Annotated in this window: 22 protein-coding genes and 1 tRNA gene; 1 reads left to right on the top strand and 22 read right to left on the bottom strand. The window is 40.4% G+C overall.

From position 1 onward, the window contains the following. Window positions 1–2: 2 nt before the first annotated feature. The 12 genes from pabA to spoIIE all read right to left on the bottom strand — a co-directional run bounded on the left by pabA (window position 3) and on the right by spoIIE (window position 14,861). Window positions 3–614 (bottom strand): aminodeoxychorismate/anthranilate synthase component II, encoded by a 612-nt coding sequence (gene pabA, locus C0966_RS14670; RefSeq protein ID WP_274856468.1) that lies wholly within the window; start codon window positions 612–614, stop codon window positions 3–5. Next, window positions 598–2,022 carry an anthranilate synthase component I family protein gene (locus C0966_RS14665; RefSeq protein ID WP_274856467.1) on the bottom strand — a complete coding sequence of 475 codons (1,425 nt, stop codon included), beginning with the start codon at window positions 2,020–2,022 and terminating at the stop codon, window positions 598–600. The genes pabA and C0966_RS14665 overlap by 17 nt, the downstream gene beginning before the upstream one ends. A 115-nt stretch (window positions 2,023–2,137) precedes the next feature. Further along, the gene (gene cysK / locus C0966_RS14660; protein ID WP_274856466.1) at window positions 2,138–3,061 is read right to left on the bottom strand and encodes a cysteine synthase A; all 924 of its coding nucleotides are present in this window, start codon (window positions 3,059–3,061) and stop codon (window positions 2,138–2,140) included. A 213-nt stretch (window positions 3,062–3,274) separates the two neighbouring features. Then, complete coding sequence (locus tag C0966_RS14655) at window positions 3,275–4,162, bottom strand: peptidyl-prolyl cis-trans isomerase (RefSeq protein WP_274856465.1); 888 nt, start codon at window positions 4,160–4,162, stop codon at window positions 3,275–3,277. Window positions 4,163–4,365: 203 nt separating this feature from the next. Beyond that, complete coding sequence (gene hslO, locus C0966_RS14650) at window positions 4,366–5,244, bottom strand: Hsp33 family molecular chaperone HslO (protein WP_274856464.1); 879 nt, start codon at window positions 5,242–5,244, stop codon at window positions 4,366–4,368. Window positions 5,245–5,270: 26 nt separating this feature from the next. Beyond that, the gene (locus C0966_RS14645) at window positions 5,271–6,041 is read right to left on the bottom strand and encodes a type III pantothenate kinase (RefSeq protein ID WP_274856463.1); all 771 of its coding nucleotides are present in this window, start codon (window positions 6,039–6,041) and stop codon (window positions 5,271–5,273) included. 278 nt (window positions 6,042–6,319) lie between these two features. Next, window positions 6,320–8,323 (bottom strand): ATP-dependent zinc metalloprotease FtsH, encoded by a 2,004-nt coding sequence (gene ftsH / locus C0966_RS14640; protein ID WP_274856462.1) that lies wholly within the window; start codon window positions 8,321–8,323, stop codon window positions 6,320–6,322. Between the two features lie 131 nt (window positions 8,324–8,454). Beyond that, on the bottom strand, window positions 8,455–9,000 hold the full coding sequence (gene hpt / locus C0966_RS14635) for a hypoxanthine phosphoribosyltransferase (protein WP_274856461.1): 546 nt from the start codon (window positions 8,998–9,000) through the stop codon (window positions 8,455–8,457). A gap of 23 nt (window positions 9,001–9,023) precedes the next feature. Next, a complete protein-coding gene (gene tilS, locus C0966_RS14630; RefSeq protein ID WP_274856460.1) occupies window positions 9,024–10,412 on the bottom strand; it encodes a tRNA lysidine(34) synthetase TilS in 1,389 nt (462 codons plus the stop codon). Window positions 10,413–10,601: 189 nt separating this feature from the next. Then, window positions 10,602–11,585: a protein kinase domain-containing protein gene (locus tag C0966_RS14625; protein ID WP_274856847.1), complete on the bottom strand. Its 984-nt coding sequence runs from the start codon at window positions 11,583–11,585 to the stop codon at window positions 10,602–10,604. Beyond that, window positions 11,554–12,291 (bottom strand): VWA domain-containing protein, encoded by a 738-nt coding sequence (locus C0966_RS14620; protein WP_274856459.1) that lies wholly within the window; start codon window positions 12,289–12,291, stop codon window positions 11,554–11,556. The genes C0966_RS14625 and C0966_RS14620 overlap by 32 nt, the downstream gene beginning before the upstream one ends. 92 nt (window positions 12,292–12,383) lie before the next feature. Next, on the bottom strand, window positions 12,384–14,861 hold the full coding sequence (gene spoIIE, locus C0966_RS14615) for a stage II sporulation protein E (RefSeq protein ID WP_274856458.1): 2,478 nt from the start codon (window positions 14,859–14,861) through the stop codon (window positions 12,384–12,386). A 292-nt stretch (window positions 14,862–15,153) separates the two neighbouring features. On the opposite strand from spoIIE, the gene C0966_RS14610 reads away from it, so the two are divergent. Then, window positions 15,154–15,227 (top strand) — tRNA-Met (locus C0966_RS14610). Between the two features lie 396 nt (window positions 15,228–15,623). Here C0966_RS14610 and C0966_RS14605 read toward each other — a convergent pair. The 10 genes from C0966_RS14605 to C0966_RS14560 form a co-directional block, all read right to left on the bottom strand. Further along, a complete protein-coding gene (locus C0966_RS14605) occupies window positions 15,624–16,073 on the bottom strand; it encodes a S1 domain-containing RNA-binding protein (RefSeq protein ID WP_274856457.1) in 450 nt (149 codons plus the stop codon). An 83-nt stretch (window positions 16,074–16,156) separates the two neighbouring features. Beyond that, entirely contained in the window at window positions 16,157–16,552 is a 396-nt protein-coding gene (locus tag C0966_RS14600; protein ID WP_274856456.1) for an FtsB family cell division protein, read from the bottom strand. A 14-nt stretch (window positions 16,553–16,566) separates the two neighbouring features. Next, a complete protein-coding gene (gene yabQ, locus C0966_RS14595; protein ID WP_274856455.1) occupies window positions 16,567–17,199 on the bottom strand; it encodes a spore cortex biosynthesis protein YabQ in 633 nt (210 codons plus the stop codon). After that, entirely contained in the window at window positions 17,196–17,498 is a 303-nt protein-coding gene (gene yabP, locus C0966_RS14590; RefSeq protein WP_274856454.1) for a sporulation protein YabP, read from the bottom strand. The genes yabQ and yabP overlap by 4 nt, the downstream gene beginning before the upstream one ends. A gap of 101 nt (window positions 17,499–17,599) precedes the next feature. Continuing rightward, window positions 17,600–17,866 carry an RNA-binding S4 domain-containing protein gene (locus C0966_RS14585; RefSeq protein ID WP_274856453.1) on the bottom strand — a complete coding sequence of 89 codons (267 nt, stop codon included), beginning with the start codon at window positions 17,864–17,866 and terminating at the stop codon, window positions 17,600–17,602. Between the two features lie 27 nt (window positions 17,867–17,893). Beyond that, window positions 17,894–19,357 carry a nucleoside triphosphate pyrophosphohydrolase gene (mazG, locus tag C0966_RS14580; protein WP_274856452.1) on the bottom strand — a complete coding sequence of 488 codons (1,464 nt, stop codon included), beginning with the start codon at window positions 19,355–19,357 and terminating at the stop codon, window positions 17,894–17,896. 12 nt (window positions 19,358–19,369) lie between these two features. Next, window positions 19,370–20,977 carry a putative polysaccharide biosynthesis protein gene (locus C0966_RS14575; RefSeq protein ID WP_274856451.1) on the bottom strand — a complete coding sequence of 536 codons (1,608 nt, stop codon included), beginning with the start codon at window positions 20,975–20,977 and terminating at the stop codon, window positions 19,370–19,372. A gap of 278 nt (window positions 20,978–21,255) precedes the next feature. Next, window positions 21,256–21,792, bottom strand: a complete 537-nt coding sequence (spoVT, locus tag C0966_RS14570; protein ID WP_003351496.1) for a stage V sporulation protein T — start codon at window positions 21,790–21,792, stop codon at window positions 21,256–21,258. A gap of 276 nt (window positions 21,793–22,068) precedes the next feature. After that, on the bottom strand, window positions 22,069–25,599 hold the full coding sequence (mfd, locus tag C0966_RS14565; protein ID WP_274856450.1) for a transcription-repair coupling factor: 3,531 nt from the start codon (window positions 25,597–25,599) through the stop codon (window positions 22,069–22,071). 537 nt (window positions 25,600–26,136) lie between these two features. Then, on the bottom strand, window positions 26,137–26,367 hold the full coding sequence (locus tag C0966_RS14560) for an anti-sigma-F factor Fin family protein (RefSeq protein WP_274856449.1): 231 nt from the start codon (window positions 26,365–26,367) through the stop codon (window positions 26,137–26,139). Window positions 26,368–26,457 lie beyond the last annotated feature (90 nt).

Here is a 26,457-nt window from a genome sequence, read left to right as displayed (position 1 = left end):
CGTTATGACCTTCCCGTACTTTTCAAAGTACTTGTTTGTTGATTGGCATGATAGTATTCTACGAAATTCCTTAAAAGCTGTTTCCCGGCCGTTGTCATAATCGATTCAGGATGAAATTGGACACCTTCAATCGGCAAATATTTGTGCCTTAGAGCCATAATCTCCCCTTCTTCCGTCCATGCAGAAACCTCCAAGCAGTCAGGAAGAGTTTCTCTTTTTACAATTAGTGAATGATATCTCGTTGCAGGAAATGGATTAGGCAAATCCTTAAAAATTGTTTTTCCATCATGAAAAATAAGTGACGTTTTTCCGTGCATGAAACGTTCCGCTTGGACTACCTCACCATGAAAAACTTGTGCGATCGACTGATGCCCGAGGCAGACGCCAAAAACCGGCACCTTGCCGGCAAAATAACGAATCGCTTCCATGCTGATTCCCGCTTCGTTCGGGCTGCACGGACCCGGTGAAATCATAATATATTTCGGATTTAGTTGGGCAATTTCATCGACCGTGACTTGGTCATTGCGCTTAACAAGTAAATCCTGACCTAATTCTCCTAAATACTGCACAAGATTGTAGGTAAATGAATCATAATTATCAATCATAAAAATCATCTGTCTCACCTTTTGCCGCTTCTGCCTGCTCTTTTGCTTTCCAAAGGGCAAGCGCCTTTTTTAACGATTCTTTATACTCATACTTCGGGTTTGAATCAATGACAATCCCTGCACCCGACTGGACATGTGCCATCCCGTCTTTGACAAGCATGGTCCTGATAATAATGTTTAACTCAAGATCTCCATTAAAGCCGATCCAGCCAAGGGATCCTGTATAAGGGCCTCTTCGTACCGGCTCTAATTCTTCAATAATTTCCATTGTCCGCACTTTCGGGGCTCCTGTAATCGTGCCGCCAGGAAATACCGCATCAATCAAATCGAACCCATCTTTATTATCTTCTAGCTCACCCCTTACGTTTGAAACAATGTGCATGACATGCGAATATTTTTCTATAACCATAAATTCGTTCACTTCGACTGTTCCGTACTTGCACACTCTTCCTAAATCATTTCTTTCCAGATCAACGAGCATAACGTGTTCAGCCCGTTCTTTTTCATTTTCGATCAGTTCATTTGCAAGTTTCAGATCTTCTTTGTCGTCTTTTCCCCGGGAACGGGTTCCGGCGATCGGCCGGGTACTTACTTCTTTTCCTTTCTTTTTCACTAAAAGTTCCGGTGAACCGCTTACCAGCTGAAATTCCGGGACGTGAAAATATCCCATATAAGGCGATGGATTCAAGACTCGCAGCTGTTTATAAACACTTAAGGCAGGGATTTCGATTGGTTTCGATTGACGAACAGACAAATTCACTTGAAAAACATCGCCTTGGCGAATGTATTGCTGCACCTTTTCCACGGCCTCGATAAATTCCTTTTCAGTTAATGAAACCTCAAGCTTATCAGACAATTTTTTGTTGACTGTTTCCGGTTCCTCTCTTTGAGACTTAAACCATTGCTGCTCCCAATATTTTGCCGATTCTTCAACCTTCTTTATTTCTTTTTCTTCATACAAAAACATGAGCCACAATACTTTTTCCTCATGATCAAATACAAACCATTCTTTAAACAATAAAAAATAAATGTCCGGAATCAATAAGTCGTCCTGGGAAATATTCGGCAGCCGTTCAATTTGACGGCCATAATCATAGCTTATGTATCCGATTGCTCCGCCCTGAAAATCTGGGAGATCCGCTCGTTTTTCAACATGATAGTTTTTCAGCCAATTTTTTAATAGATGAAGGGGATTTCCGGAAAGGAAATCGGTCTTTTCTTTACTGATGATTTTAAGGCGGGAGCCTTTCCCTTCCATTACGATGTATGGCTGTAGCCCCGCAATACTATATCGTCCTCCTCTTCCGCTTTCGAGGAAAACATGATAAGACTGATCTTTTGATAATAGACAATATTGCTTAAAAAAACGGGAGTGAGAATATGGAATTTTTTTACTATAGATCTTAAGCTGCTTCACTTAATAAAGTACCCCCTAAAAAATTTCTCAACTCCTATCATACATGATCAAGATTGTGCTTTATAAGTATTTTTGAAGAAAAAGAGGCATGGCCCCTGCCAATGCCCCGTAAACTTTATTCAAATTGGTATAAAGGTGTACTCAAATAGCGTTCCCCATTGTCCGGAATGATGGCTAATACTTTCTTTCCTTTTCCAAGCTTCTTCGCCACTTCCAGAGCAGCATAAATGGCTGCCCCTGAGGAAATTCCGCATAGAATGCCTTCTTCTTTCGCAGCACGTCTCGCATATTCAAATGCTTGATCATTTGTTACTTGAATGATTTCATCATAAATTTCTGTATTGAGGACATCCGGAACAAATCCTGCTCCAATTCCCTGAATTTTATGGGGTCCCGGTTTTCCTCCTGATAATACCGGAGAATCTGCCGGTTCAACTGCATAAATTTTAATATCTTGATATTTTCCTCGAAGAACCTCGCTAGCGCCTGTAATCGTTCCGCCTGTTCCGATTCCGGATACAAACGCATCCAACTGATCGCCCATTTGTTCAACAATTTCTTTTCCGGTTGTTCTCCGGTGAATTTCCGGATTTGCTTCGTTTTTGAATTGCTGTGGCATAAAGTAGCCGTGTTCCTTAACCAGTTCTTCCGCTTTTTTGATTGCCCCTTTCATTCCATCCGGTCCGGGAGTCAATACTAATTCTGCACCATAAGCACGCAATAGGTTGCGGCGCTCCAAACTCATTGTTTCCGGCATTACAATTACTGTTTTATATCCTTTTGCAGCCGCAATCATTGCCAGCCCAATTCCGGTATTTCCGCTTGTAGGTTCTATGATCGTATCCCCCGGCTTCAATACTCCTTTTTCTTCTGCAGCCTCGATCATCGCCAATGCAATCCGGTCTTTTACACTGCTTCCGGGATTAAAATATTCGAGTTTTAAGTATACTTCTGCGCTGTTTTCATCTGTTAGACGATTTAATTTGACAATCGGTGTTTGTCCTACAAGTTCAGCAATAGAATTTGCCACACGAACCATTGTTTTCACTCCTTAATCCGAGTATTTTTATTGGTTTTATTAAAATTTACCAATCAATTTGTTCTGTGTCAATCATTTTTGAAAAATCACTCTAATTATTCTTTAATAGAGGCTGTCTCATAAGAGTCTGACCTCATGTGCATTTATCATTTATAGCACATTTATCCAACATTATGTCCAATATCTTGTGTTATGGGGTCTGATCCTTAGCCACTATGATTCTTTTTCTCCCTTGCCGTAAAGCCAATCAACCTTTGCTTCCTCCCAGAACGTTTGGGCAGAAATAGGAACATCCATTTGCTCTAAAGCAATTTGGCGGCGAATTTGATCTTTTACTTCTTTATAGGAATATTTCTTCCCCGGCACCTTTTCATGGAGAAAAATAATTGTGTAGCCGTTTTTTGTTTCAATCGGTTCGCTCCATTTTCCCGGTTCCAGCACTTTTATTTTGTTAAATACCGATGCAGGAATTCGATCATCTTCTTCACTCACAAACCCAAGGTCTCCACCTTGGTTTGCTGTAAATTCATCAATGGACCGCTCCATTGCCAGTGCCTGAAAGTTTGAACCTTGTTCTAATTCCCGCATAGTTTGTTCGGCATCCTTTTTCGATTTTGTGACGATTTGTGATACATGATAAGAATCCGGGATATCAAATAAATTTTTGTTTTGCTTGTAATAGGATTTCAGTTCTTCTTCCTCAATCACCGCATCCCTTGTCAACAGCTCTTCAAGCAAAAGGCTGTATTTGATTTGCTGCTTCCACTTTTCTTCGTTTCCCTGTTGTTGGCCATATGATCCATAAAGGGATTTCATCATTATTAATTCTCTGTTGACATCCTGTTCCGAAACTTTAATGTGATACTTTTCAGCCATCTGTTCAACCACTTTTTGGTCAACAAGATCCCTTAATGTATCTTTTCCGTACCTTGTTTCCAATTCATTTATCCACTCTTGCCTTGAAATCGAATCATTTCCTACCGTAGCAACCGTTTCTCCGTTACCGAAAGCCCACTCTGTTTTGGATAAAAAGAAAATGAACGTAAAACAATTTAGCGCAACTAAAGCGGCAATAATCATCCAAAGTTGATTCTTCCCCAACCTTTGTTCCCCCATTCGAAAAGCGCAAGCGCCTTGGTTAGCCCCGACAAGCGCTGGAGGGCCTGCCGGTGAAGTCGCTTTTTGACTTCATTGGCAGGACCGAAGCGACCTCGAGGGGCTAGGCGCTGGAGCTAGACTGCGTATCTAATCCAAAGACGCTTTTCGGCTTTATAAATTAAAACTATTTTTAAAAGAAAAAATGGTTATTTCGCTTCTTCCCTCAGTTCTTCTAATTCCTCTTTCGAATAAACATAAATATTATTACAAAAATGGCACTGCGCTTCAGCTTTTCCTTCATTTTCAATCATATCGGTAATTTCTTCTTGCCCAAGGCTAATAATCGCATTTCCAAATCTCTCTTTCGAACAATTACATGTAAAGGAAACAGACAGAGTTTCCAGTATTTTTACATTTTCTTCCCCTAAGAGCTCGTTCAATAACTCTTCAGGTGTTAAGCCTTTTTCAATTAACTTTGATACCGGAGGAATTTCTTTTAACCGATTTTCAATCTTTGTAATAATTTGATCGTCTGTTCCCGGCATAAGCTGCAAAATAAACCCGCCTGAAGCTAAAATGGAATTATCCGGATTAACAAGCACGCCTACGCCAACAGAAGAAGGAACTTGTTCAGATGAAGCAAAGTAATACGTAAAATCTTCTCCTAATTCTCCGGACACAATTGGAACTTGTCCGGTAAAATAATCGCGCAAGCCAATATCTTTAACAACAGTAAGAGTTCCTTCCGTTCCGACAGCTCTCCTAACATCAAGCTTGCCATGCTCATTCAAATCAAAATGGACTTGGGGATTCGTAACATAACCGCGTACCTCTCCTTTGGCATTACTGTCCACTAAAATAGCTCCGATTGGTCCGCCGCCCTCAATTTTTATCGTCAGCTTTTCTTCTCCTTTTAACATGGCCCCCATCATTGCACCGGCTGTTATCGCTCTGCCCAATGCCGCAGATGCAGTCGGCCATGTTCCGTGGCGTCTTTGTGCCTCTCCGACCGTTTCTGTACTTTTAACGGCATACGCTCTTATCTGTCCATTAAACGCCAAAGCCTTTACTAAATAATCATTCATAAAAATACTCCTTTCTCGTTGTTAGACTATTCGCCCATATTTCTTTTATAAATTAGCTGCAGCCCTTTAAGGGTTAAAAACGGATCAACAATATCAATCACGTCTGATTCCGCCGCTATTAAAGAAGCAAGACCTCCTGTCGCAATAACAGTCGGGTTTTGTTTGCTTTGAGCTTTCATTCTTTTTACAATACCCTCTACCTGGCCGACATACCCGTATAAAATACCCGCCTGCATAGCGGCAACTGTATTTTTCCCAATAATGTTATCAGGGCGGGCAATTTCAATTCTGGGAAGTTTTGCCGCTCTTGAGTAAAGAGCTTCTGTCGAAATGTTAATCCCGGGGGCGATCGCACCACCCATATATTGCTTTTTCTCATTAATATAACAATATGTTGTAGCTGTTCCAAAATCAGCAATGATTAACGGACTTCCATACTCATGAATGGCGGCTACCGCGTTGACAATTCGATCCGCTCCAACTTCACGGGGGTTTTCATATTTAATATTTAAGCCCGTTTTAATTCCTGGTCCTACAATAAGCGGTTTAATATGAAAATATTTTTGACACATTGTTTCAAGAGCGTACATAATCGGCGGAACAACAGAAGAAATGATAATGCCGTTTATTTGTGAAAACGAAAGGTTTTCATGCTCAAATAGGTTCTTTATGATCATTCCATATTCATCTTCTGTTTTATACCGATCTGTCTCTATCCGCCAATGGTGTTTTAATTTATCTTCATCATATACTCCTAATACAATATTTGTGTTTCCTACATCAAATACAAAAATCAACCGACTCACCACTTTATGAATTAATGATTGTGTCACACTGCCAACATATCATAACACAATCCATAGTCATTCGTGCAATTGAAAAAACCTAAAAAATGTTAAACTTAATGGCAAAAAAGGGGCTGGCTCATATGCAAAGGGTCAAACCCCTCCAAAACAATATATAGACAAACACCAATAAAACCATTCTATATACTGTCATCGTTGGAGGGAGTCAGACCTTTATGAGTCAGCCCCTTATTTTTTGATTGCCAATTTCGGCAAAAATGATAAATTTCTTAAGAATTCCGGCGGTCTTCATCGATATTTCCCGTATCATCAGAGAAACGGGAATTAAGACCGGTAGTATGTTCCTCTTTAATAGCGCCTTCACCGTTTGCCGGCAATTCTTCGTCTTTTTTAGTATTAATATTTACCTTCACATCGTCTGCATTTTTGTTAACACGGGCAGCAGAATGATCAGGAAGTTTGCCATGCTCGACAAGGTGTTTGATTTGCTCTGCATCGAGTGTTTCCACTTCTAATAACGTATTTGCTATAAGGTCAAGCTTATCACGGTTTTCCGATAAAATATTTCTTGCTTTCTCATAACATTCTTTAATAATACGCTGAATTTCTAAATCGATCTCATATGCAATCGCATCGGAATAGTTTTGTTCGCTATGGATATCTCTTCCTAAGAACACTTGGCCTTGTGATTGTCCAAACTGCAAAGGACCAAGCTTATCACTCATCCCAAACTCAGTAACCATTCTTCGCGCAATGCCTGTTGCACGCTGGAAGTCATTATGTGCACCAGTGCTGACTTCACCGAACACAATTTCTTCCGCTACTCGGCCGCCTAAAAGGCCGGTAATTTTATCAAGCAATTCGGGTTTTGTCATGAAATAACGATCTTCTTTAGGAAGCATGACCGCATATCCGCCTGCTTGGCCCCGCGGAACAATCGTTACTTTATGAACCATTTCAGCTTCATCCAGCATCAAGCCGATAACAGTATGACCGGCTTCGTGGAAAGCAACAATTTTACGTTCTTTTTCCGAAATAACACGGCTCTTTTTCGCAGGACCGGCAATGACACGGTCTGTTGCTTCATCTATGTCAGACATATCAATTTTTTTCTTATTCTGACGAGCTGCCACCAGCGCAGCTTCGTTGAGCAAGTTTTCAAGGTCCGCACCGGAAAATCCCGGAGTCCGCATCGCAATATTTTTTAAGTTGACAGACTCATCAAGAGGCTTATTTCGTGCATGAACTTTAAGTACCGCTTCACGTCCTTTTACATCAGGACGGTCAACTGTAATCTGGCGGTCAAAACGTCCCGGACGCAGTAAGGCAGGGTCTAAAATATCCGGCCGGTTTGTGGCAGCGATAATAATAATCCCTTCATTCGCGCCAAACCCATCCATTTCAACAAGCAATTGGTTTAATGTCTGCTCGCGCTCGTCATGGCCTCCGCCAAGTCCTGCTCCGCGCTGGCGGCCGACTGCATCAATTTCGTCAATAAAGATAATACATGGAGCATTCTTCTTCGCAGTTTCAAATAAATCGCGCACACGAGAAGCTCCGACCCCGACAAACATTTCAACGAAGTCTGAACCGCTGATTGAAAAGAACGGAACACCGGCTTCACCGGCAACTGCACGCGCCAGCAATGTTTTACCTGTACCCGGAGGGCCCACTAAGAGAACGCCTTTCGGAATGCGTGCACCAAGTTCTGAAAATTTGCGCGGATCTTTTAAAAATTCAACAACTTCAACAAGTTCTTGCTTTTCTTCATCTGCACCCGCTACATCTTTAAAACGCACCTTTTTCTTATCTTCGTTATAAAGCTTCGCTTTGCTTTTCCCAAAGTTCATGACACGGCTGCCGCCGCCCTGTGCCTGGTTTAGTAAGAAGAAGAAAAGGATAAAGATGATGATAAACGGAATGATGGAGGTAAAAAATGTTACCCAGCCGCTTGTTTCCTTGGCAGGCATTACCTCAACTTTTGCTTCCGCAGCTGCCTTATGGATGCGGTCGAGCAAATTGTCGCTATTCCAAACATAAGTTAAAAAGTATTTATCTTCATCATAGCCCTTTAACTTGCCTCGTACTTCAAATACACCCCGTTCAGGCTGCATTGAAAGAGATTTGATGTCTCCGTTTTCCAAATGCTCGATGAATTGATCATAAGATATATGTTCTCTTGGCTGGTTGTTGCCATTAAAGAAGCTAACAACGCCAATAATGACTAAAAATATCAATAAATAAAAGATGGTATTACGGAAGATCCGATTCATCCCTTACCTCCTCCCACGGTAAACAAACTATATAAAATAGTATCACAGAAAATCATGCCAGTACAAGGAATAAGACTTGTCAGAAATACGACATTTCAACGGAAAAATCAATTCTTACTCGTCTTCTTTACTTAACCATTATTGCTGTATACTTCCGGTTTTAATACACCAATAAACGGAAGGTTTCTATATTTTTCAGCGTAATCTAATCCGTACCCTACGACAAATTCATCCGGAACAATAAACCCTACATAGTCCGCTTGAATATCAGCTTTTCTTCCTGTAGGCTTGTCAAGTAGCGTAACAATCTTAATTGATTTTGCTTTCCGGTAGCGGAAAAGCTCGACAAGATAGCTGAGAGTTAAACCGCTGTCGATAATATCCTCAATGATTAATATATCCCGTCCTTCAACAGAAGTATCTAAATCCTTCAAAATTTTGACTTCCCCTGAGGATACAGTGGAGTTCCCATAACTGGACACGTCCATGAAATCCATTTCAAGATATGTATCTATTCTCTTCAGAAGGTCTGCCATAAAAGGCATTGCTCCTTTCAGCACCCCGATTGCTAACGGAAAACGGCCATCATATTCTGCAGTTAATTCAGCTGCTAATTCCTTAATTTTTTCTTGAATTTCTTCTTCTGTAATTAAAATTTTTTCAATGTCGTTTTTCATGGAATGTGAGCCCCCTAGAAGAATCATTGATTTGTGTATGTTAATTTAATGTAAATGCTGTTTTCATTTTCGTTTAAAATAAAATTGGACTTTTTCAGGCCAGGAAGCCAAAGAATTGTACCGTTTTGATCTGTCACTACCGGCCACTCATCTCTTTCCAGCAAAGGAATTTTACAGTCAATAAAAATATCTTTTATCTTTTTTGATCCCTTCATACCCTTTATCGTCATTCTGTCGCCGTTTTTCCTCGATCTTATAATTAATGGAAGCGGAACTTCTTTTGCATTAAAAACGAAACTATTTAAGTCTGTATCAATAAATGCTTTGTCGGTATATTCCATTGTAATTTTCCGGCCATTAGGAAGTAATACTGTACCGGGTTCGGCAATCTCAAACCGAAAAGGTTTCCTTTGGCCTATCCCAAATTGAAAATGGCATTGATTATAAGATCGCAAAATGGTTAGATTATTTGGGAAATCAAGCGTTCCGGAAGGATGAGAACTGCTTAATAAAGAAAATACATGATCAATATGTACCGCGGAAAGAGAAGCAGGTATATCCTTATAAAGATAGTATAATATTAGTTGAATCCCTCTCCTTTGTAAAGGCATCGGCAATAACCGGAATGCAGGAATATCGATCGTCACCCGGTCTTGTTCTTTATTAATGATTACTGTATTCATTTTTTCGACAGTTAATTCCTGTAAATACTTTTCATCGCGCTCCAAATCCTCGCTAAAACGCTGAAAATGCTCGTGTACTTGCGGATTTTCCGATTGCAAAAATGGGAGCACGTGATGACGGAACCGATTTCTGACATAAATGTTTTTATTATTGCTCGGATCCAATCTCGGCTCCAAACGATGCCGCTTGCAATACTTTTCGATGTCCTTCCGGCTTATTCCGAGAAATGGGCGAATAATCATGCCATCATGAAAAGGTCTTTGGAAGGAGATACCGGCTCTTGCAGTTCCGGAGCTGCCCCTTGTCAGCCTCATTAAGATGGTTTCAATCTGATCATCCCCGTGGTGGCCAAGAGCTAAAAATCGAAGGCCATGTTTTTTCATTATCTTTTTAAAGAAATTGTAGCGGCAGTCACGTGCGGCGGCCTGAGGGCTTTTTCCTGATCTTTCAATATACTCTGGTACATTTATTCTGGCCATTTCAAAAGGGATCCCCCTCTTTTCGCAAAAATCCTTTACAAACAATGCATCTTCGTACGATTCATTTCCCCGAAACATATGATCAACGTGCCCCGCTACAATTTGAAGGTTCCGTTCTTCTTTAAGACTCCATAAATAATGGAGAAGCGCCAGCGAATCCGGCCCCCCTGAGACTCCCACTAATATATCTTTATTATCAAGATTCATATTGTTTCGCTTAAGAAAGGCTTCAACTTTTTGTTCTAACATGTCGTCTTCTTCCTTAAAAATATAGTTAAATATACCTTGGCAATTAGAAAGTGATTCATTTTCTGAAAAAAAACAATTTTGATTACTTATCGCTTTTAACGCTCTCATTTCAAAAATGGTCGGTTTTCATTGATATTTTTTATTACGTATTCAGTTAAGAAAGGGTTTCATATTCCCGAAAAGAAAATGTTAAAAAATTTGCCCATATATATATATAATGTAAAGCAGTGAAATAACAAAGACGATCAGAAGCGTTTCAAAAAAGCTGCCTCGTTTTTTTTGCTTTTTCATGGCACGCCTGCTGTTTTGTTGCAGAAAACGCCGTCGGCCGGAAGCAAATACCGGCTGCTGATCATCACGCTTTGGCCTACCGGCTCCAACCACCCTTAACAATTCATTACGCATTTCCTCTGCAGTTAAATAATGTCCTTTAAGCGCTTTTAAAATGATGTCTTCATATTTATGCAATTCTTGTTGCTGCCGAATTGCAGCCTTAAGCTGTTGAAGACCTCCAGTTTGTTTCGTGAACCGTTTAGGATAAGCAATATTCATGAAAATCATGCCCACCGCAAATAAATCATATTGAGGATCTGCTTTTCTTGTACCAAGACCCCAATACCCTCTGTCATAAAATTCGGTAAACTCTTTAATGGCCCTTCCTTGAACCGTTGTTCCTCCAACATCAATGCAGCGAATTTTCGGAGGCGGCCCAGTGACAATAAGATTATCCGGTTTCAAATCTCCAAACACCCATCCGTTTTTATGCAATTGCTCCAGATCAGACAGAAGCTGAAGAATTAAAATGCTTGTCCACGCTTTCCCTTTCGTTTTAATGAACGTAAGCAAATCAGGCCCATGAATATATTCCATTGCATAAAAAGAGATTTTTCCGCTGTTTGTTTCCCAATCATCGACATCCAGTAAAGAAGGTCCAAGGGCAGATCCCTGGACCTTTGCAAAAGATTTTAACACATTCCCCTCGGATATGATCGACATTCCATTGTCACTCAACTTTAAAGCTACATGTTTATTACCGGCTTTTGCTAAAAAAACAATCCCATTAGCGCCATATCCCAATTCTTTCACAATCGTATATCGATTTCTGTGCCATTTTCCTTCAATGACCGTACCTGGAACTACTTTAAATCGATTCTTCAAAGAATTGTTCATCATCACGAGAAAGCAAACTCCTTAACGACCGTTTTTTATTAAAGGCACTAAGCGCTTCACGGATCGCCGGTCCAGTAGGTGTGATTCCTCCGGTTGTTAACTTAGGGAAAATACTTGTCAATGATTCAAGATTTGGAGTCCAATCCAGCAATTTTTCGACATCATTTTTTTTCCCGGGAAATATAAATAACGAAAAGCGATTATCTCCCAAACGGGCATTCAGGCTTAGAGACAGGTCGAGCAAAGCCTCTTTTACAGTAGGAAGCTTATGTTTCATACTCGCACTTGTATCGACAAGAATCAACAATTCCAATTCAACTGTTTCACCTAGCTCATCCACCACTTCCATTACTTCGCCTCTTTTTTCGGGTGGCAGATCTTCTATCGTTTGAGAACCTCCAAGAATTTGTTGAAGCTCCCGATTTACAACGCCTTGAAGGGTTTGTGTCATTGCCTTTCTTGTAACCATTTGAACGGTCTGTGAAAGCTGCCGGGCATACACAACCTGGCTGACGCCCCCGCCGGATAAAGCGATATTCTCTATTTCCTTCATACCATTTTCGTCAATGACATCATGCTCCATAACTCCAATGACATTTACGCTTATTCCCTGTTCCCGGGCTAGTGCTGCCATCGCAACAGGATCTTCACCCTGATTCGAACATCCGTCCGTTATCAGTAAGATTTGCTTTAACGTTCCTGTTTTCATTAGGCTCCCTCCGTTTCAAAAGTTGTTACCATTTTCGACGGAAAAGGAGGGATTTATACATAAATGAAAGAGGAGCAATGCAATTTAAACGTTTAAGCTCTTTTCTTATATCCTTGAACCGGAATGGTAGCCCACTTCGGATTGTTATGCTTTATTTTTGCTACAACTACGGTCATATCGTCTTCAATATTGCCTGCTCTCGAACGAATGACTTCTTCCAAGATTAAGTCAGCGATTTGCTGAGGGTCGTCTGTCTGCAATTCTTGCAGTTTTCGTTTCATCCATAAATCATAGTTTTCAACATGTTTAGGGCCTTCAAATACTCCGTCGCTCATCATAACCAAAAGATCTCCTGCTTTAAGTTGTTCACTAACAACATCGACTTCAAAGTCCTGTAAAATTCCTATTGGCAAATTGCTTGAATAGATTTTTACGATCTTGCTTCCTCTTTTTATAAAACTTGGAGTTGAACCAATTTTTAAAAACTTTGCGGAAGCATTTTGCAAATCGATCATTGCTAAGTCAAGAGTAGAAAATATTTCATCCGTTGTTCTGAGTGATAAAACAGAATTAACGGATTTAATTGCCACTTTTTCTTCGATGCCTGATTGAAGAATCTTTTGCAGCAATTGGAGTGTTTCTTTACTCTCATAATGCGCCCGTTCTCCGTTGCCCATTCCGTCGCTGATTGCAATCGCATACTTGCCATACCCTAATTCAATCGTCGAATAGCTGTCTCCTGAAACAAGCCCTCCATCCTTTGCAGCATGGGCTACCCCTGTTTCCACTGTGTAAGCTTTCGCTGACCGAAACGTCACATGGCAAAATCCGTTCGGAAATGTTGAACATTCTTCAGCTTCCACGATGATCGTTTCTCCAAGAATGTCCGAAAGCATTGGGGCAATGAGTTTTTCGCATTCCCCATGCCCACGGCAATATGGAATGGTCATATCAATATCCACATTCCCTTGATCCAAGCTGTAAATTTCAACATGTTCAATGTGTATGCCAAATGATTGGAGCGCTTCAAGGATTTGCTCTTCTTGTTTATAATGGATTTCTCTTTCTCTTTGTATTTCCTTCGCAAAATCCTCCATTACTTCCGAAACACCAAGCAACTGATCCGCTACTAATTTACGGCTCTCTTGAACTTGTTTTTTCAGCTTCTGATTAGCCTGATAAAAGGTTAATTCTTGTTGTATAACTTCCAATACTCTTTTTGAACGGGTACAATGCTTCTCCCATTCCCGAGACAACTTTTGAGAAATGGTTCCCGATTCTTCGTCAATCTCATGCATAATTTCTTTCATATATTCATAAGTTGTATTAAAGTTTCTTGTCCAGCAATGTTCTTTCTTAAAACATGTCTGGCACGTTTTTTCGGTAACATTACTTAAAAAATAATCCAGTTCACGGCCGTCTGTTTCTCCAAATGCCTCCTTTTGGTCTAAAGAAGAAAAGCTTTTAGATAATGCTTGAAAAACATTAGAAAACTGGGCCACTCTTTGAGCGGTTACATCACGCATTTTTCTCATATATTGCTGCTGTTCCGCTGCGTATTCCGGTGTTCCGGGAATATATGCTGCCAGCTTGGAAGTTAAAGCAGTTGGTGTAAGAAAGAGCAACAATACTGCGGATGCTGATTCAAGCAACGTTTTTGTCAGTGGTCCGCCGCCTTCGCCATACATGCCAATTAGTAAAGTGGCAATGAAAAGACCGATTGCGACACCAATCTTTTTCCCTTCTTTCAGAAGGCCTCCCAAGAGCCCGGCAAACGCAAGCAGACTCATATGGTAGAAGCTCGAAACATTAGCAAGACTGAAAATCAAACCAGTGACTACCCCAACCGTCGATCCAACGGTTGCACCTGCTACAAATGAAAATAATAAAACAAGGTACCGCGACATAATATGTTCAATCGATAAATCATAAACAGACCAGCCTATGGTTCCTGTCATAACAGAAGCGAGCATTATTATTAGACAAACAATTTCTTCCGTTTTTAAAGTTTGCCGGCGTTTAGTTATCGTTAATAATGGAATGCTTTGCAAGAAAATTAAGGTAAGGATAAAACCAAGGCTTGCGTCTATACCCGACATCATCCCGTCATACAGAGTAACTTGTCCGGAAAAAATGTAGCTTTCTGCGGTTTTTCCAATCAACAAGATTGAAAAAACGTAAAATGGGAGAGCTTTTATTTCATTTTTCAGCCATTTCTTTGAAATGCGGAAAGAAAAAAGAAACAGAAAGACAACCACAAATGTTACAACTGCAACTTTTAATGATATCGTAGCAGCTCCTCCAACTAATCCAATCAAAGCGAGCGGTGCTCTATCTCTTCTTAGAAAATACACTGCTGCAAAAAACGGAAGGCTAAATGGAGTTAACTTCGCCAAAATTAAAGCTCTTCCTAGCAAAAAACCGATCAATAATAAAAGGTAGCCTTTCTTTATAAAAAAAGTTTCCAGTTTCGCTTGTAATTTTTTCAGGGCCTTTGCCAGCTCCAATTTCGGCCGTTCAAAATTCACTTCACCTATCGAATCAATTAAATTCCGTTCTACCTTTTGCACTCGACTCCACTCCCCTAATTTTTATATTTGGGGATTATTATAAAAGAAGCTTTCTTAAAAGTTTGTCAAAATGCGGACAAGTAGTTGAAATTCGTTCGACTGTTTTCATCTTTTTATCTAAAAAGAAAACGGAAAAATCGAAATATTTTATTTTTTGCGCCCTTAATCCCTAAAAAATCATCTTTCTCACTATTATTGGTTAAAATTGCTTAAAAAGCGACATTTTTCTTTGCATAATTTCTTGACACAAACTTTTTAACTATGTATTATATTTCATGTGCCTTTGAACAATGGCGGCGTAGCTCAGCTGGCTAGAGCGTACGGTTCATACCCGTGAGGTCGGGGGTTCGATCCCCTCCGCCGCTATATCGAAATGCGGAGCCGACTGATTAGCCCCGACAGCTGCTTGCGGCCCTGACGGTGAAGCTGTTTTTTAGCTTCATCGGCAGGCGTGAGGCGACCTCGAGGGGCTAGGAGGCGGAGCTGGACAACAAGAAAAGCGGAAGCGTCTCGATCAGGCCCGAAAGGCATAAGACAGCCTCCGAGGAGGCAGCTCTTCAGCCACCACAGGAGGATGGCTTATGTCCCGAGGGCCTAGACGCTGGAGCCAGACAACAAGAAAAGCGGAAGCGCCGGTTAAACACCGGCGCTTTTTATGTGTTCCAACAATTTAAAAAAGGCAAGCCTAAAAGACCTGCCTTTTGCATACAAGTTCATTTCGTTTTAAACCTGCTATCTATCATGAATAAGCAGCAAGTCAGCTTAACCACGTCTGGCTCCTCTTCCGCCGCGTTTTGATTCGGTGTGGCGCTTTAAAGACGATAAACGATCTTCACTGTCTTTTAAGAAACGAGCCATTTTTGCTTCGAAGGATTCGGCTCGGCTATTATTTCGGTTATCGTTTGTTCTCCCTTGACGCGGGCCGCCTTGACGTGAGCGAGGCGGATAAGATTGTTGTGGTTTAGTCTGTTCGCTTCTTTCTTTTGCTTTTTTAATGGATAAACCAATCTTTCCATCTTTTTCAACATTAATAACCTTTACTTCAACTTCGTCTCCAACCTTTAAGTGGTCATTAATATCCTTTACATAATTATCTGCGACCTCACTGATATGAACAAGACCTGTTGAGCCTTCCGGCAGCTCCACAAACGCTCCGAAATTAGTGATGCCTGTTACCTTACCTTGCAACTTGCTGCCTACTTCGATTGACATAAAAAAAATTTTCCTCCTTAAAGAAATAAAAAATCATACTTATTCTATATTATACAAAATTGAGAAAAAGAGTGTCAATAAAACTACTTTGCGGATGATTTTTCTTTTTTCTCTTTTGGCAGGTTAAAGATAATTTCATTATTCTCAGATAGGAAATAATCTCTCCTGGCAAGTTTTGCAATGTACTCGTCATCGTTTAATTTAACAATTTCCTCTTCCAGTACAACCTGCCTTTTTTTAAGGCCGGATAATTCCTCTTCAAGAGCCCTTTTTTCTTTTTGTTTTTCTTCAAGGATGGAGGCTTGGGATATAAGAGTTGAGATCATCGCGAAAGACACAGCTGCTGCAAAGATAAAAAAGACGGTGAGACGCCTAATCAGCAGTTTTCGTCTTCGGCCTGCCGAGATTTCAGCCATTTCCAGCTTCCGGGAATACGTTGTTTCAATTTTGGCAATGTTGCGTTTTCCTATTGCACTCACCGTTTGCAAACCTCCTACTCTTTACGATTTTTCCATCTATTTTTAAAGCTTACAACATATTTCTTTAAACGGTGAATAAATCCTGCCACTTTATTATATAACTTCTCGACGAATTTTTTAATGTTTTTCGGCATGAGCTTCCAAAAAAAGAAAAGCAAGCCCCGGATAGGACTCAAAAGGGTCCTTACTATAAATGTTAGAATCATGAAAACAAATTTTGCAAGGGCAAAAAGACCTCTTCCAATCATAGCTACCATTGAAATGACGAGTAAAAATAACGATTGAAGAGGCCTTATGATAAGCATTTGAATAGTCTTTACAATAAACTTATAAGTCGATACAAAGATAAAAATAGCCAATTCCAAAAGACGCAAATACAATTGTTTGATCAAACTTTGGTACGCAGCAAATCCGCACAAAAGAGCAATAAAAATAAAAAACCTTATTTCTCCTTTATTAACAAGAAACAAAACGTAAAAGATGATAAGTGCCTGCAACAGCCAAAACAATAAATCATTAATAAAAACAATCCATTTCTTGCGGCGAGAACGCTGTAAAAACCGGTTATACGTATCTAAAGCGGCCCCGAAATAGCTGCCCATGCCAATCATGGCCAGCATCGTAATGAACTGTGTCGACAGCGTCATCGGAACAACTTGCTAAAGATTCCTTTAGCTTTCTCCCCATGATGCTCGTCTAAGTAAACAATATCGTACACTTTACCTTTAATGGATACAATTCCTTTATCGACATCAAGATTTTTCATTTGCAGGTTTTGACCGCGTATGGCGAGAAAACCCATAACAGTCTCCAGCAAAAATTCCTCGTTATCAAAACTTTCTACTTGCTTGACCCCTGTTATATCAAGCAATCGCCTGCTCCTCATAATGATGTCATGTTCCTGGACGGGGCCTTTGCTTGAATTTGTTTCGTAATATTGACTCATCATCATCCCTCACATTCACTTAGTACAACCTTTGTACATGTGTATGAAAAATGAAGGATAAATAGAACAAGAGCGGAGGATGAAACCTCCGCTTTCCTTTGTTATTCTGATTCCTGTATTCGCTCTTCTTTTATGACAGAGTACATTTCAGCCGCTTCTTCTTTTCGGGAAGTTTCTTGAAGCTTTTCTACTTTTACAGTTACGATCTTTTGGCCAAACCGGATGGTCAGTTCATCTCCCTCTTTAACTGTAGAACTGGCTTTCGCTTGCTGGCCGTTAATCGCAATCCTTCCCTGGTCTGAAACTTCTTTTGCTAATGTCCGGCGTTTAATAAGCCGGGAAACTTTTAAAAATTTATCGAGACGCAATTCTATCACTCTCCCCTGTTATTTTTATCATAAACCTTGTTTTTTTGCTTCGTCCCAAAACGAATCAAGTTCTTCTAATGTAAATCGGTCAAAGGATTTGCCGCTTTCGTTTACTTTCTGCTCAACATAAGAAAATCTGCGGATGAATTTTTGATTAGCCTCAAACAAAGCTTCTTCCGGATCAATATTGCAAAACCGGGCAATATTTACAAGAGCAAAAAGCAAATCCCCATACTCCTTATACAAATTCTCATTCTGTTCCGGTTTTACAAGTTCATTCTGAAACTCTTCTAATTCTTCTTTTACTTTCTCCCAAGCAGGCTGAATTTCTTTCCAATCAAAACCAACTTTTGCCGCTTCTTTTTGTAAAGCAAATGCTCTCAACAAATTAGGCAGACCGCTTCCTACCCCTTTTAACATAGATGAAGGCTTGTCACCTTTTTCAGCCTTTTTAATCTGCTCCCAATTTTGCAGAACCGTTTCTACATTCTCTGCTACCGTATCATCGAATACATGAGGGTGGCGCCTGATCATTTTTGCAGATATCGATTCTACGATATCATCGATGGAAAAGAACCCTTCATCTTCCCCAATTTGTGCATGTAGCATTACTTGCAAGAGCACGTCGCCAAGTTCTTCAATCATATGATCAATATCGTCATTGTTAATCGCTTCTATTAATTCGTAAGCTTCTTCAATTAGATATTTTTTTAGTGATTGATGTGTTTGTTTTTTATCCCATGGACATCCGTTCGGTCCTCTTAACTCGGCGATAATTTCCCTAAGCTTTGCAAATTCTTTATATAGCACCTTTTCATCAGAAACCGGCGGAATGTATACAGATGTTAAATTGTTTAACTCCACTTCCCTGTCCAGTTCGTAAAGCGGGATTTTCTTAACGCTCTCCTCTTTGCTGCCGGCAGCTGTCACAATATAGACTTCATAGTCATCAGGAAGCTTTTGCATCAAAGTCAGTTTCACTTCGGAAGCAACAAAAGAATCATACACTTGGCCAATAATAACGTGCTGGGTAAGATTGATGTCATCCCGTTTTAAAAATGTGCCATCGAGGAGCTGAAATCCTTCAATCGGATCGATTTTTAAAGCTTGAAAAAGGGCATCAAGAAAACTTTGACCTCCTCCAATTTCTATTTCAATCCCCTGTTCTTTTCCTCTTTCTAACAAAAGCTGTACCGTTCTTTCCGCTACAAGTGGATGACCGGGCACTGCATAAACAATTGTTTGTGCAGCTGCTTGTTGAAGCAGTACCGTACAAATCTCCTCATAAACATCTTCAAATCGGTCATGTTTCTCATAAATATAGTCAAACGACTCGTAATGAACTCCCTCTTTTTCGAGCTCGCGAACAACTGGGTGCTCTCTTGTCCGCAAATAGACGTTTTTACTTTCGGTTAGTTTTTTATATATTCCTAAAGGGAGCTGGTTTAGATCTCCCGCACCAAGTCCGACAATGACAATTTTTTTGGCCATATGGTTCGTCTCCTAATCCTTTTTTGGCAGTAATAACAATAACTTGCTTCCGAATGGAAGCATGGCTATTTCTTCTTTCTTAAGTATATGTCCTCTTAAGATGGTCCATAAATAGACAAGCCCGCCAATTCCAACGGCGCTGACAGCCTGGATCGCTGATGCAGCACGGCCTGCTTCACTTATATAAAAGAGCCGATCCGAAATCGTTATATAAACATGCAGGATCACAGCCATTCCTCCTGCCGCCAACCCGACAACAAAAAACATGCGGGTGGATAACAAGCGGGTTCCAATAATCATCCGGACTTTCACCATTAATAATATCATGATAAAAGCCAACGTCACTATAGATGCCATCGCCGCTCCCATAAGGCTGAAAGAAGGAACTAAGAAAAGATTGCCTAAAATCTTTAAAGCAAATCCGGCTAAGATAATCAAAGCAGGAAATAGTGTATAGCCCATTCCCTGAAGAATGCTGGATAAAGTAATAATAACGGAACTTAGTAAAATAATGAAACTTAATACAGCCAGTACATTAGAGCCTTCTGTGTTTTCAAAAAGCATTTTATTTGTCGGCTCAATTATGCTCCATAATCCGACCGAAGCACCTATTCCAATAATCACACTGATTTGAATAGCCGATTTTATATTTTCCAACAAAAGATCTTTATTCGCTTTTAATTTTTCACGTGAAATCAGCGGCACAATTGTTAAAGACAATGAAGTCGCTGCTACGGTTCCAAGCTGGATGAGCGGCTGGCCTCGATCATAAATTCCTTTCAGGACTTTTGCCTCTTCTCGACCTGCGCCTGAAGCAATAAGCAAGGAATATAAATTGAATGAATCTGCCAATTGAATGAAAATCAACAGCATTCCCGCAATACAGATCGCTGTTCCCTCAATGGACAACGTCTTTATTATTTGGACCGTCTGAGAACGAGTCAGCCTAAAACCTTTTGAAAATACGCTTGTTTTATTTTTTTTTCTAAGAAAAAACCATAAAATAAAAGCCGATATAAGTGCGCCGGTAACCGAACCGAACGCAGCTCCGGCGCCGACAACATAAAGAGAATAATCCTTCGCTATAAAAACGGACGATAAGATCAAGATTGTCGCAACTCTGACAGTTTGTTCACCAATCTGTGAAACGGCAGTCGGTACCATGTCATTTTTTCCTTGAAAATAACCTCTTAATACAGAGATAAACGGAAAGATCAGAAAAACAAGTGATATAACTTTAAATAACGGAACAAGATTTGGATCCCCCATAAGCCCTGACAACCAGCCTGCACCGACATACAAACCAAAAAAACAAACCAGCCCAAGCATCAATAAAAAAAAGAAAGAGATCATTAAAAGCTGTTTGGCTCCTTCCCTATCATTTACAGTTATCATCTCTGCATAAAGTTTTGAAATGACGACCGGAAACCCATAGGTAGAGAGAGCAACAGCCGCTCCATAAAATGGATAAACTTGCTGATATATGTAAAAGCCTATGTCGCCTGCAATATTTTGAAATGGTACCCGGTAAATGGCACTTAAAATTTTAATAATGAGGGCAGCGATTGTTAATAAAAACGCTCCTTTAACAAGCTGTTTCGATTCAATCTCGGGCTTCATCGCCCATCCCCTTCCAAAAACTATATCGAAGGTATTATAACATAGAAATGCGGAAGCGCCTCGTTTAGGCCCGACAAGCATAAGACAAATCACGCAGGAGGTTGGTAAACCTCTGGAGTGATTTGGCTTATGACCTCGAGGGCCTAGGCGCTGAAGCTGGACAACACAGAAAAGTGGAGGCGACTGCTCAGGGCGAAAAGCATAAAAAAAACGCACGCATTGACTGAACAAATACTTGTCCAGCCAGTGCGCGCTCTTAAGCCTTTCGTGTCCAGTAATCACTGTTCCATTTGTCTTGCAAGGAAGCTGGCAGCTGTTTCTACTGATTTCTGCTCAACTTCTCCGAGAGAACCTTCCTTTGAAAAGATAATAACCGCTCCAATCGGGTCCCCATTTGCAATGATCGGTCCAATCGTATAAGCGGAAACGGGTTCTTCATACCCATCAACAAGGGATACGGATGTTTGCTGATTTTGAAGAACAGAATTCCGTTCTTCCATTGTTTTCTCAACAAGATCACTAATGTTTTTATTTAAGTAGTCCTTTTTCGAACCACCGGCAACCGCTATATAAGCATCTCTGTCACAGATTAATACAGGATTTCCTAAACTGTCATATAACGCTTCAGCATATTCTTTTGCAAAATCACCTAACTCACTAATAGGAGAATACTTCTTTAAAATGACCTCTCCATCACGATCCACAAAAATCTCTAATGGATCCCCTTCACGAATTCGCAAGGTTCTGCGAATTTCTTTCGGAATAACTACGCGACCCAAATCATCGATTCGACGAACAATACCTGTTGCTTTCATTCAACGATGCCTCACTTTCATCTGATGATTTTTTTGTTTGGCAATGTATCAAGATCTCTTTATTTGAAATCATCACCAAATTTGAACTTAGTATCTTTCATACGGAAAGTTCTATACACAATCTAATATTTTTTCTTGTACGTGATAAAGTTTACAAAAACGGATAATCATACCAATCAAAAAAGCGGTTGCACATATGAAATACCCTTGTCTGACTATTTTAAACATCTTTACCAAAACAATTCAATTGCAAAGCAAGAAATTCCATATAAAAGACTATTGTTCAACTGGGTCTTTTTTCGCATCATGCAAGCCCTGAATCATCTCAAAAGCAATATGCATCCATGTTGGGATATCAATTCCTTTAATATGAAGAACCATTTTCAACTTTTTCCCTTCCATGCCTAAGCCGACAACTCTTCCATGCTTGCTGCTTAGTTGGAAAATCTTCTGGCCGTCTATTTGTTCGCTTCCTTCTTCCGATAATAAAATCAGTACTTCGTTTTTCGTCTGTTTGATTGTTTCTACTCCGGCAAGCTGGCCGTAAACCTTCATCTCGGCAATTTGGAACAAATATGCAACCTCATCAGGGTATTCTCCAAATCTGTCGATCATTTCTTCCTGAAGTTCTTCAATATCATCAAGGGAACTAATCGCTCTGAACCGTTTGTACATTTCAATTTTTTGATGGCCGTCCGAAATATACGAATCAGGGATATAAGCATCAACCTCTAAATCAATCTCAAGCTGAGGTCTCTTTGGCTGTTCATTATTCCCTTTACGCTCCTCAATTGCTTCTTTCAGCATTTGTGAATACAGGTCAAATCCGACAGAGTCGATAAATCCATGTTGCTCTGCCCCAAGTAAATTCCCCGCTCCCCGAATAGATAAATCACGCATAGCGATTTTAAAACCGGATCCGAGTTCGGTAAATTCTTTAATAGCCTGCAATCGTTTTTCAGCCACTTCTGTCAATACCTTATCTTTCCGATAGGTAAAATACGCATACGCAACGCGGTTGGACCTCCCTACCCTGCCCCGCAATTGATAAAGCTGAGAAAGCCCCATTTTATCAGCATCATAGACTATCAAGGTATTAACATTTGGGATGTCTACCCCGGTTTCAATAATTGTCGTGCTGACAAGAACATCGGCTTCCCCTTCAATGAATGTGAGCATCATAGATTCCAGTTCATTTTCCGTCATTTTCCCATGGGCATATACAACCTTTGCATCTGGTACAAGCATTGAGATTTCTTCCGCTTTCCGTTCAATATCTTCAACCCGATTGTATAAAAAATAAACCTGCCCTCCTCTTGCAAGCTCCCTTTCTATCGCTTCTTTGATAAGCCCGGCATTATATTCCATGACATATGTTTGGACAGGAAAGCGATTTTCAGGCGGCGTCTCAATAACCGACAGGTCCCGCACCCCCAGCATCGACATATGGAGAGTTCTTGGAATGGGTGTTGCCGTTAACGTTAATACATCGATATTTGTTTTCAGCTGCTTGATTTTTTCCTTATGGGCAACCCCAAACCGCTGTTCTTCGTCGATAATCAATAAACCTAAATCCCTGAAAACTACATCTTTCGAAAGTAGACGGTGAGTTCCGACTACGATATCGACCGTTCCATCTTTTAATCCTTTTAATGTCTCGGTCTGTTGTTTTCTTGTCCGGAAACGGCTTAATAACCCAATCTTTATCGGATAATCCTGAAATCTTTCCTTCATTGTTTCATAATGCTGCTGGGCAAGAATTGTCGTCGGAACGAGAAACGCAACTTGCTTGCCGTCTGCGACCGCTTTAAAGGCAGCACGGAGGGCAACCTCTGTTTTTCCGTAGCCGACATCTCCGCACAACAGCCGATCCATCGGACGATCACGCTCCATGTCTCTTTTTATTTCATGAATGGAACGAAGCTGATCTTCCGTTTCTTGATAAGGAAAGGCAGCCTCAAAATCTCTTTGCATCTCTCCATCCGGAGAAAAAGCATACCCTCTTGCCGCTTCCCTTTCTGCATAAAGCTTAATCAAATCATCTGCAATGTTTTGTACGGATGATTTGACTTTGTTTTTCACCCTTTTCCAATCACTGCCGCCAAGCTTATAAATTTTTGGCTCTTTTCCTTCTGAGCCAACATATTTTTGCACAAGATCAATTTGTTCAACAGGAACATACAGCTTATCATTCCCCTGATAGCGGATATGGAGATAGTCTTTGTGTACACCGTTAATCTCAAGTGTCTCAATTCCTAAATATTTCCCAATTCCATGGTTGACATGGACAACATAATCCCCGACGCGCAATTTGGAATAGCTTTTGATCTTTTCTGCGTTTGAAAGTTTCTGGCGGCGCGCCGGTCTCTTTGTTTTTTTATTAAATAGTTCTTCTTCGGTAATAACTGCGATTTTTTGAATCGGAATTTCAAATCCGGTATTCAAACTTCCCTCTATAATTTGAACTTTTCCCGGCAATAATTCCTGGTTCTCGCTTGTAAAAGTTGCATTGATCTCATAATCTTCAAGTACTCTTTGAAGTTTTTTCACTCGTTCTTTATCAGGCCCGAGAAAAACAATTGAAAATTTGCCTTTTTTCCAGCGATCAATTTCACTTTTCAACAAATGCATTTGTCCATGAAAATTTTGCATTTGTTTGCATGAAATATTAATAATATTTTGCGGATTTGTGTTTGGAACATGCCTTAGGAATAGAGACAAATAAAGAATCGGCCGTGTCGCTGTTTGAAGTAAATGATGAAGCTGATGTGAAATTTTTATATCATGAACAATTTGTCCTTCACTTAATAAACTTGTATACCATTCAGCCTCTTCTTTTTCCAACGAATCGTTCATCTCTTGTACTCTGCTTATCTCATCTATAAAAATAAGTCCGTTGTCAGGTAAATAGTCTAGTAAACTACCGGGTTTTTCATAAGCAAAAGAGAGATATTTGAATAATTGCTCTGGTTTTTGTCCGTTTTTTAACTGTTCAAGCTCATAACCGATATTTTGTGAAAGCTGTGCTTTTGCTTTATCGTCTTTTATTTTTTTCAAGCTTTTCGCTAATCCGTCTTCAAGTTTATTTATAATATTATCTATATGCTCCGGTTCCAGCGGTATCTCAGTTGCAGGTCCGATTAAGATTTCGGCAAGTTTTTCTTTCGATCGCTGATCTTCCAGTGAAAAAGAGCGGATGGAATCTATTTGTGTATCAAATAATTCAATCCGGATCGGGTCTGGTTCCGTTAATGGATAAATATCGATAATACCGCCTCTTATGCTGAATTCTCCAGGAGATGAAACCATTTCCGTACGCACATAACCCATTTTAATAAGCTTTTGCAAATATTCTTCTAAATCTATCTCATCTCCAAGTTTTATGAAAAGCTGATAATGTTCCCATAGAGATTTTGGCGGCAGTATTTTTCTCAGTCCGGCAACAGGTACGATCATAATTCCATTTTGGTTCTTGCTCCAATGATTCACCGTTTCAATACGCTGGGCTTTCAATTCAGGGCTTGCGATACTCATTTCAGCCGCGATCAGTTCATTGGCAGGATATAAAAACACTTCTTTTTCTCCAAGCAAACTGACAACATCATCATATAGTTTTTGTGCTTGTAAAAGATTGTGGGTTACCACCAGAATCGGCTTTTTCATTTGTTGATAGACGGAAGCTAAAAAAACGGTTCTGGCTGACCCGGATAAACCGGCAATTAACTGTTCTTTTAAGCCGGCTTCCAAACCGGAAATAACCGATTGTATATCATCCTGTTTATTAAATAGATTAATAATTCCTTTCATTCAAAAACCTCCCCTCCAAACAGAAAAGCGAGGCGACTGCTTAGGGACGACAAGCATAAGACAGTTTGCGCAGGAGTCATTAGACTCCGGAGCAAAATGGCTTATGTCTCGAGTCCCTAGGAGCCGCAGCTGGACAATCGAAAAGCGGAAGCGGCTTGATTAGGCCCGACGGGTATAAGACAGTCTCCGAGGAGGCAGCTCTTCAGCCACCACAGGAGGATGGCTTATAACCCCGAGGGCCTAGCCGCTGCAGCTGGACAATCGAAAAGCGAGGCGACTGCTTAGGAACGACAAGCATAAGACAGTTTGCGCAGGAGTCATTAGACTCCGGAGCAAAATGGCTTATGTCTCGAGTCCCTAGGAGCCGCAGCTGGACAATCGAAAAGCGGAAGCGGCTTGATTAGGCCCGACGGGTATAAGACAGCCTCCGAGGAGGCAGCTCTTCAGCCACCACAGGAGGATGGCTTATGACCCCGAGGGCCTAGCCGCTGGAGTTAGACAAACAGAAAAATGCTTTGGATGAATGTCCAAAGCGCATTAATGAAGCAAGAAATCATATTGATGATAATCAGGATTTCTCTCCAAAACTTCTTGGCAATCTTCGCAAATAGATTTTATATGAATATTGCCGGAAGAATCATAAGATACCATGTCTTGCCGCTCTTCACCTGTTAGCTTATGCAAACCAAGTGATTCCGCGTGAACAGACATTTTTTCTAGCTTTCCAATCTCTACTCCGCAATGGCGGCAACGGTAATGAATCGCCAAGCCTGTCCCTCCTTGTATCATCTTTCAATAAACATATTATTTACGAATTTGGAGGAACTTATTCATTTAGAGATCATTGAATATTTTAGG

The sequence above is a fragment of the Bacillus methanolicus genome, assembly GCF_028888695.1.
GTDB lineage: Bacteria > Bacillota > Bacilli > Bacillales > Cytobacillaceae > Bacillus_Z > Bacillus_Z methanolicus_B.
The sequence above is the reverse complement of the archived record's forward strand: the minus strand, read 5'-3'. Positions and strand labels throughout refer to the sequence as shown.

Coding starts and splice junctions, on each gene's coding strand:
- yabP (WP_274856454.1), bottom strand. CDS start 17,498: ATGAGTCAATATTACGAAACAAATTCAAGCAAAGGCCCCGTCCAGGAA.
- ftsH (WP_274856462.1), bottom strand. CDS start 8,323: ATGAATCGGATCTTCCGTAATACCATCTTTTATTTATTGATATTTTTA.
- pabA (WP_274856468.1), bottom strand. CDS start 614: ATGATTTTTATGATTGATAATTATGATTCATTTACCTACAATCTTGTG.
- mazG (WP_274856452.1), bottom strand. CDS start 19,357: ATGGCCAAAAAAATTGTCATTGTCGGACTTGGTGCGGGAGATCTAAAC.
- C0966_RS14620 (WP_274856459.1), bottom strand. CDS start 12,291: ATGAAAACAGGAACGTTAAAGCAAATCTTACTGATAACGGACGGATGT.
- hslO (WP_274856464.1), bottom strand. CDS start 5,244: ATGAATGATTATTTAGTAAAGGCTTTGGCGTTTAATGGACAGATAAGA.
- tilS (WP_274856460.1), bottom strand. CDS start 10,412: ATGTTAGAACAAAAAGTTGAAGCCTTTCTTAAGCGAAACAATATGAAT.
- hpt (WP_274856461.1), bottom strand. CDS start 9,000: ATGAAAAACGACATTGAAAAAATTTTAATTACAGAAGAAGAAATTCAA.
- C0966_RS14605 (WP_274856457.1), bottom strand. CDS start 16,073: ATGTCAATCGAAGTAGGCAGCAAGTTGCAAGGTAAGGTAACAGGCATC.
- C0966_RS14575 (WP_274856451.1), bottom strand. CDS start 20,977: ATGAAGCCCGAGATTGAATCGAAACAGCTTGTTAAAGGAGCGTTTTTA.
- mfd (WP_274856450.1), bottom strand. CDS start 25,599: ATGAAAGGAATTATTAATCTATTTAATAAACAGGATGATATACAATCG.
- C0966_RS14625 (WP_274856847.1), bottom strand. CDS start 11,585: ATGATGAACAATTCTTTGAAGAATCGATTTAAAGTAGTTCCAGGTACG.
- yabQ (WP_274856455.1), bottom strand. CDS start 17,199: ATGACGCTGTCGACACAGTTCATTACGATGCTGGCCATGATTGGCATG.
- cysK (WP_274856466.1), bottom strand. CDS start 3,061: ATGGTTCGTGTGGCAAATTCTATTGCTGAACTTGTAGGACAAACACCG.
- spoVT (WP_003351496.1), bottom strand. CDS start 21,792: ATGAAAGCAACAGGTATTGTTCGTCGAATCGATGATTTGGGTCGCGTA.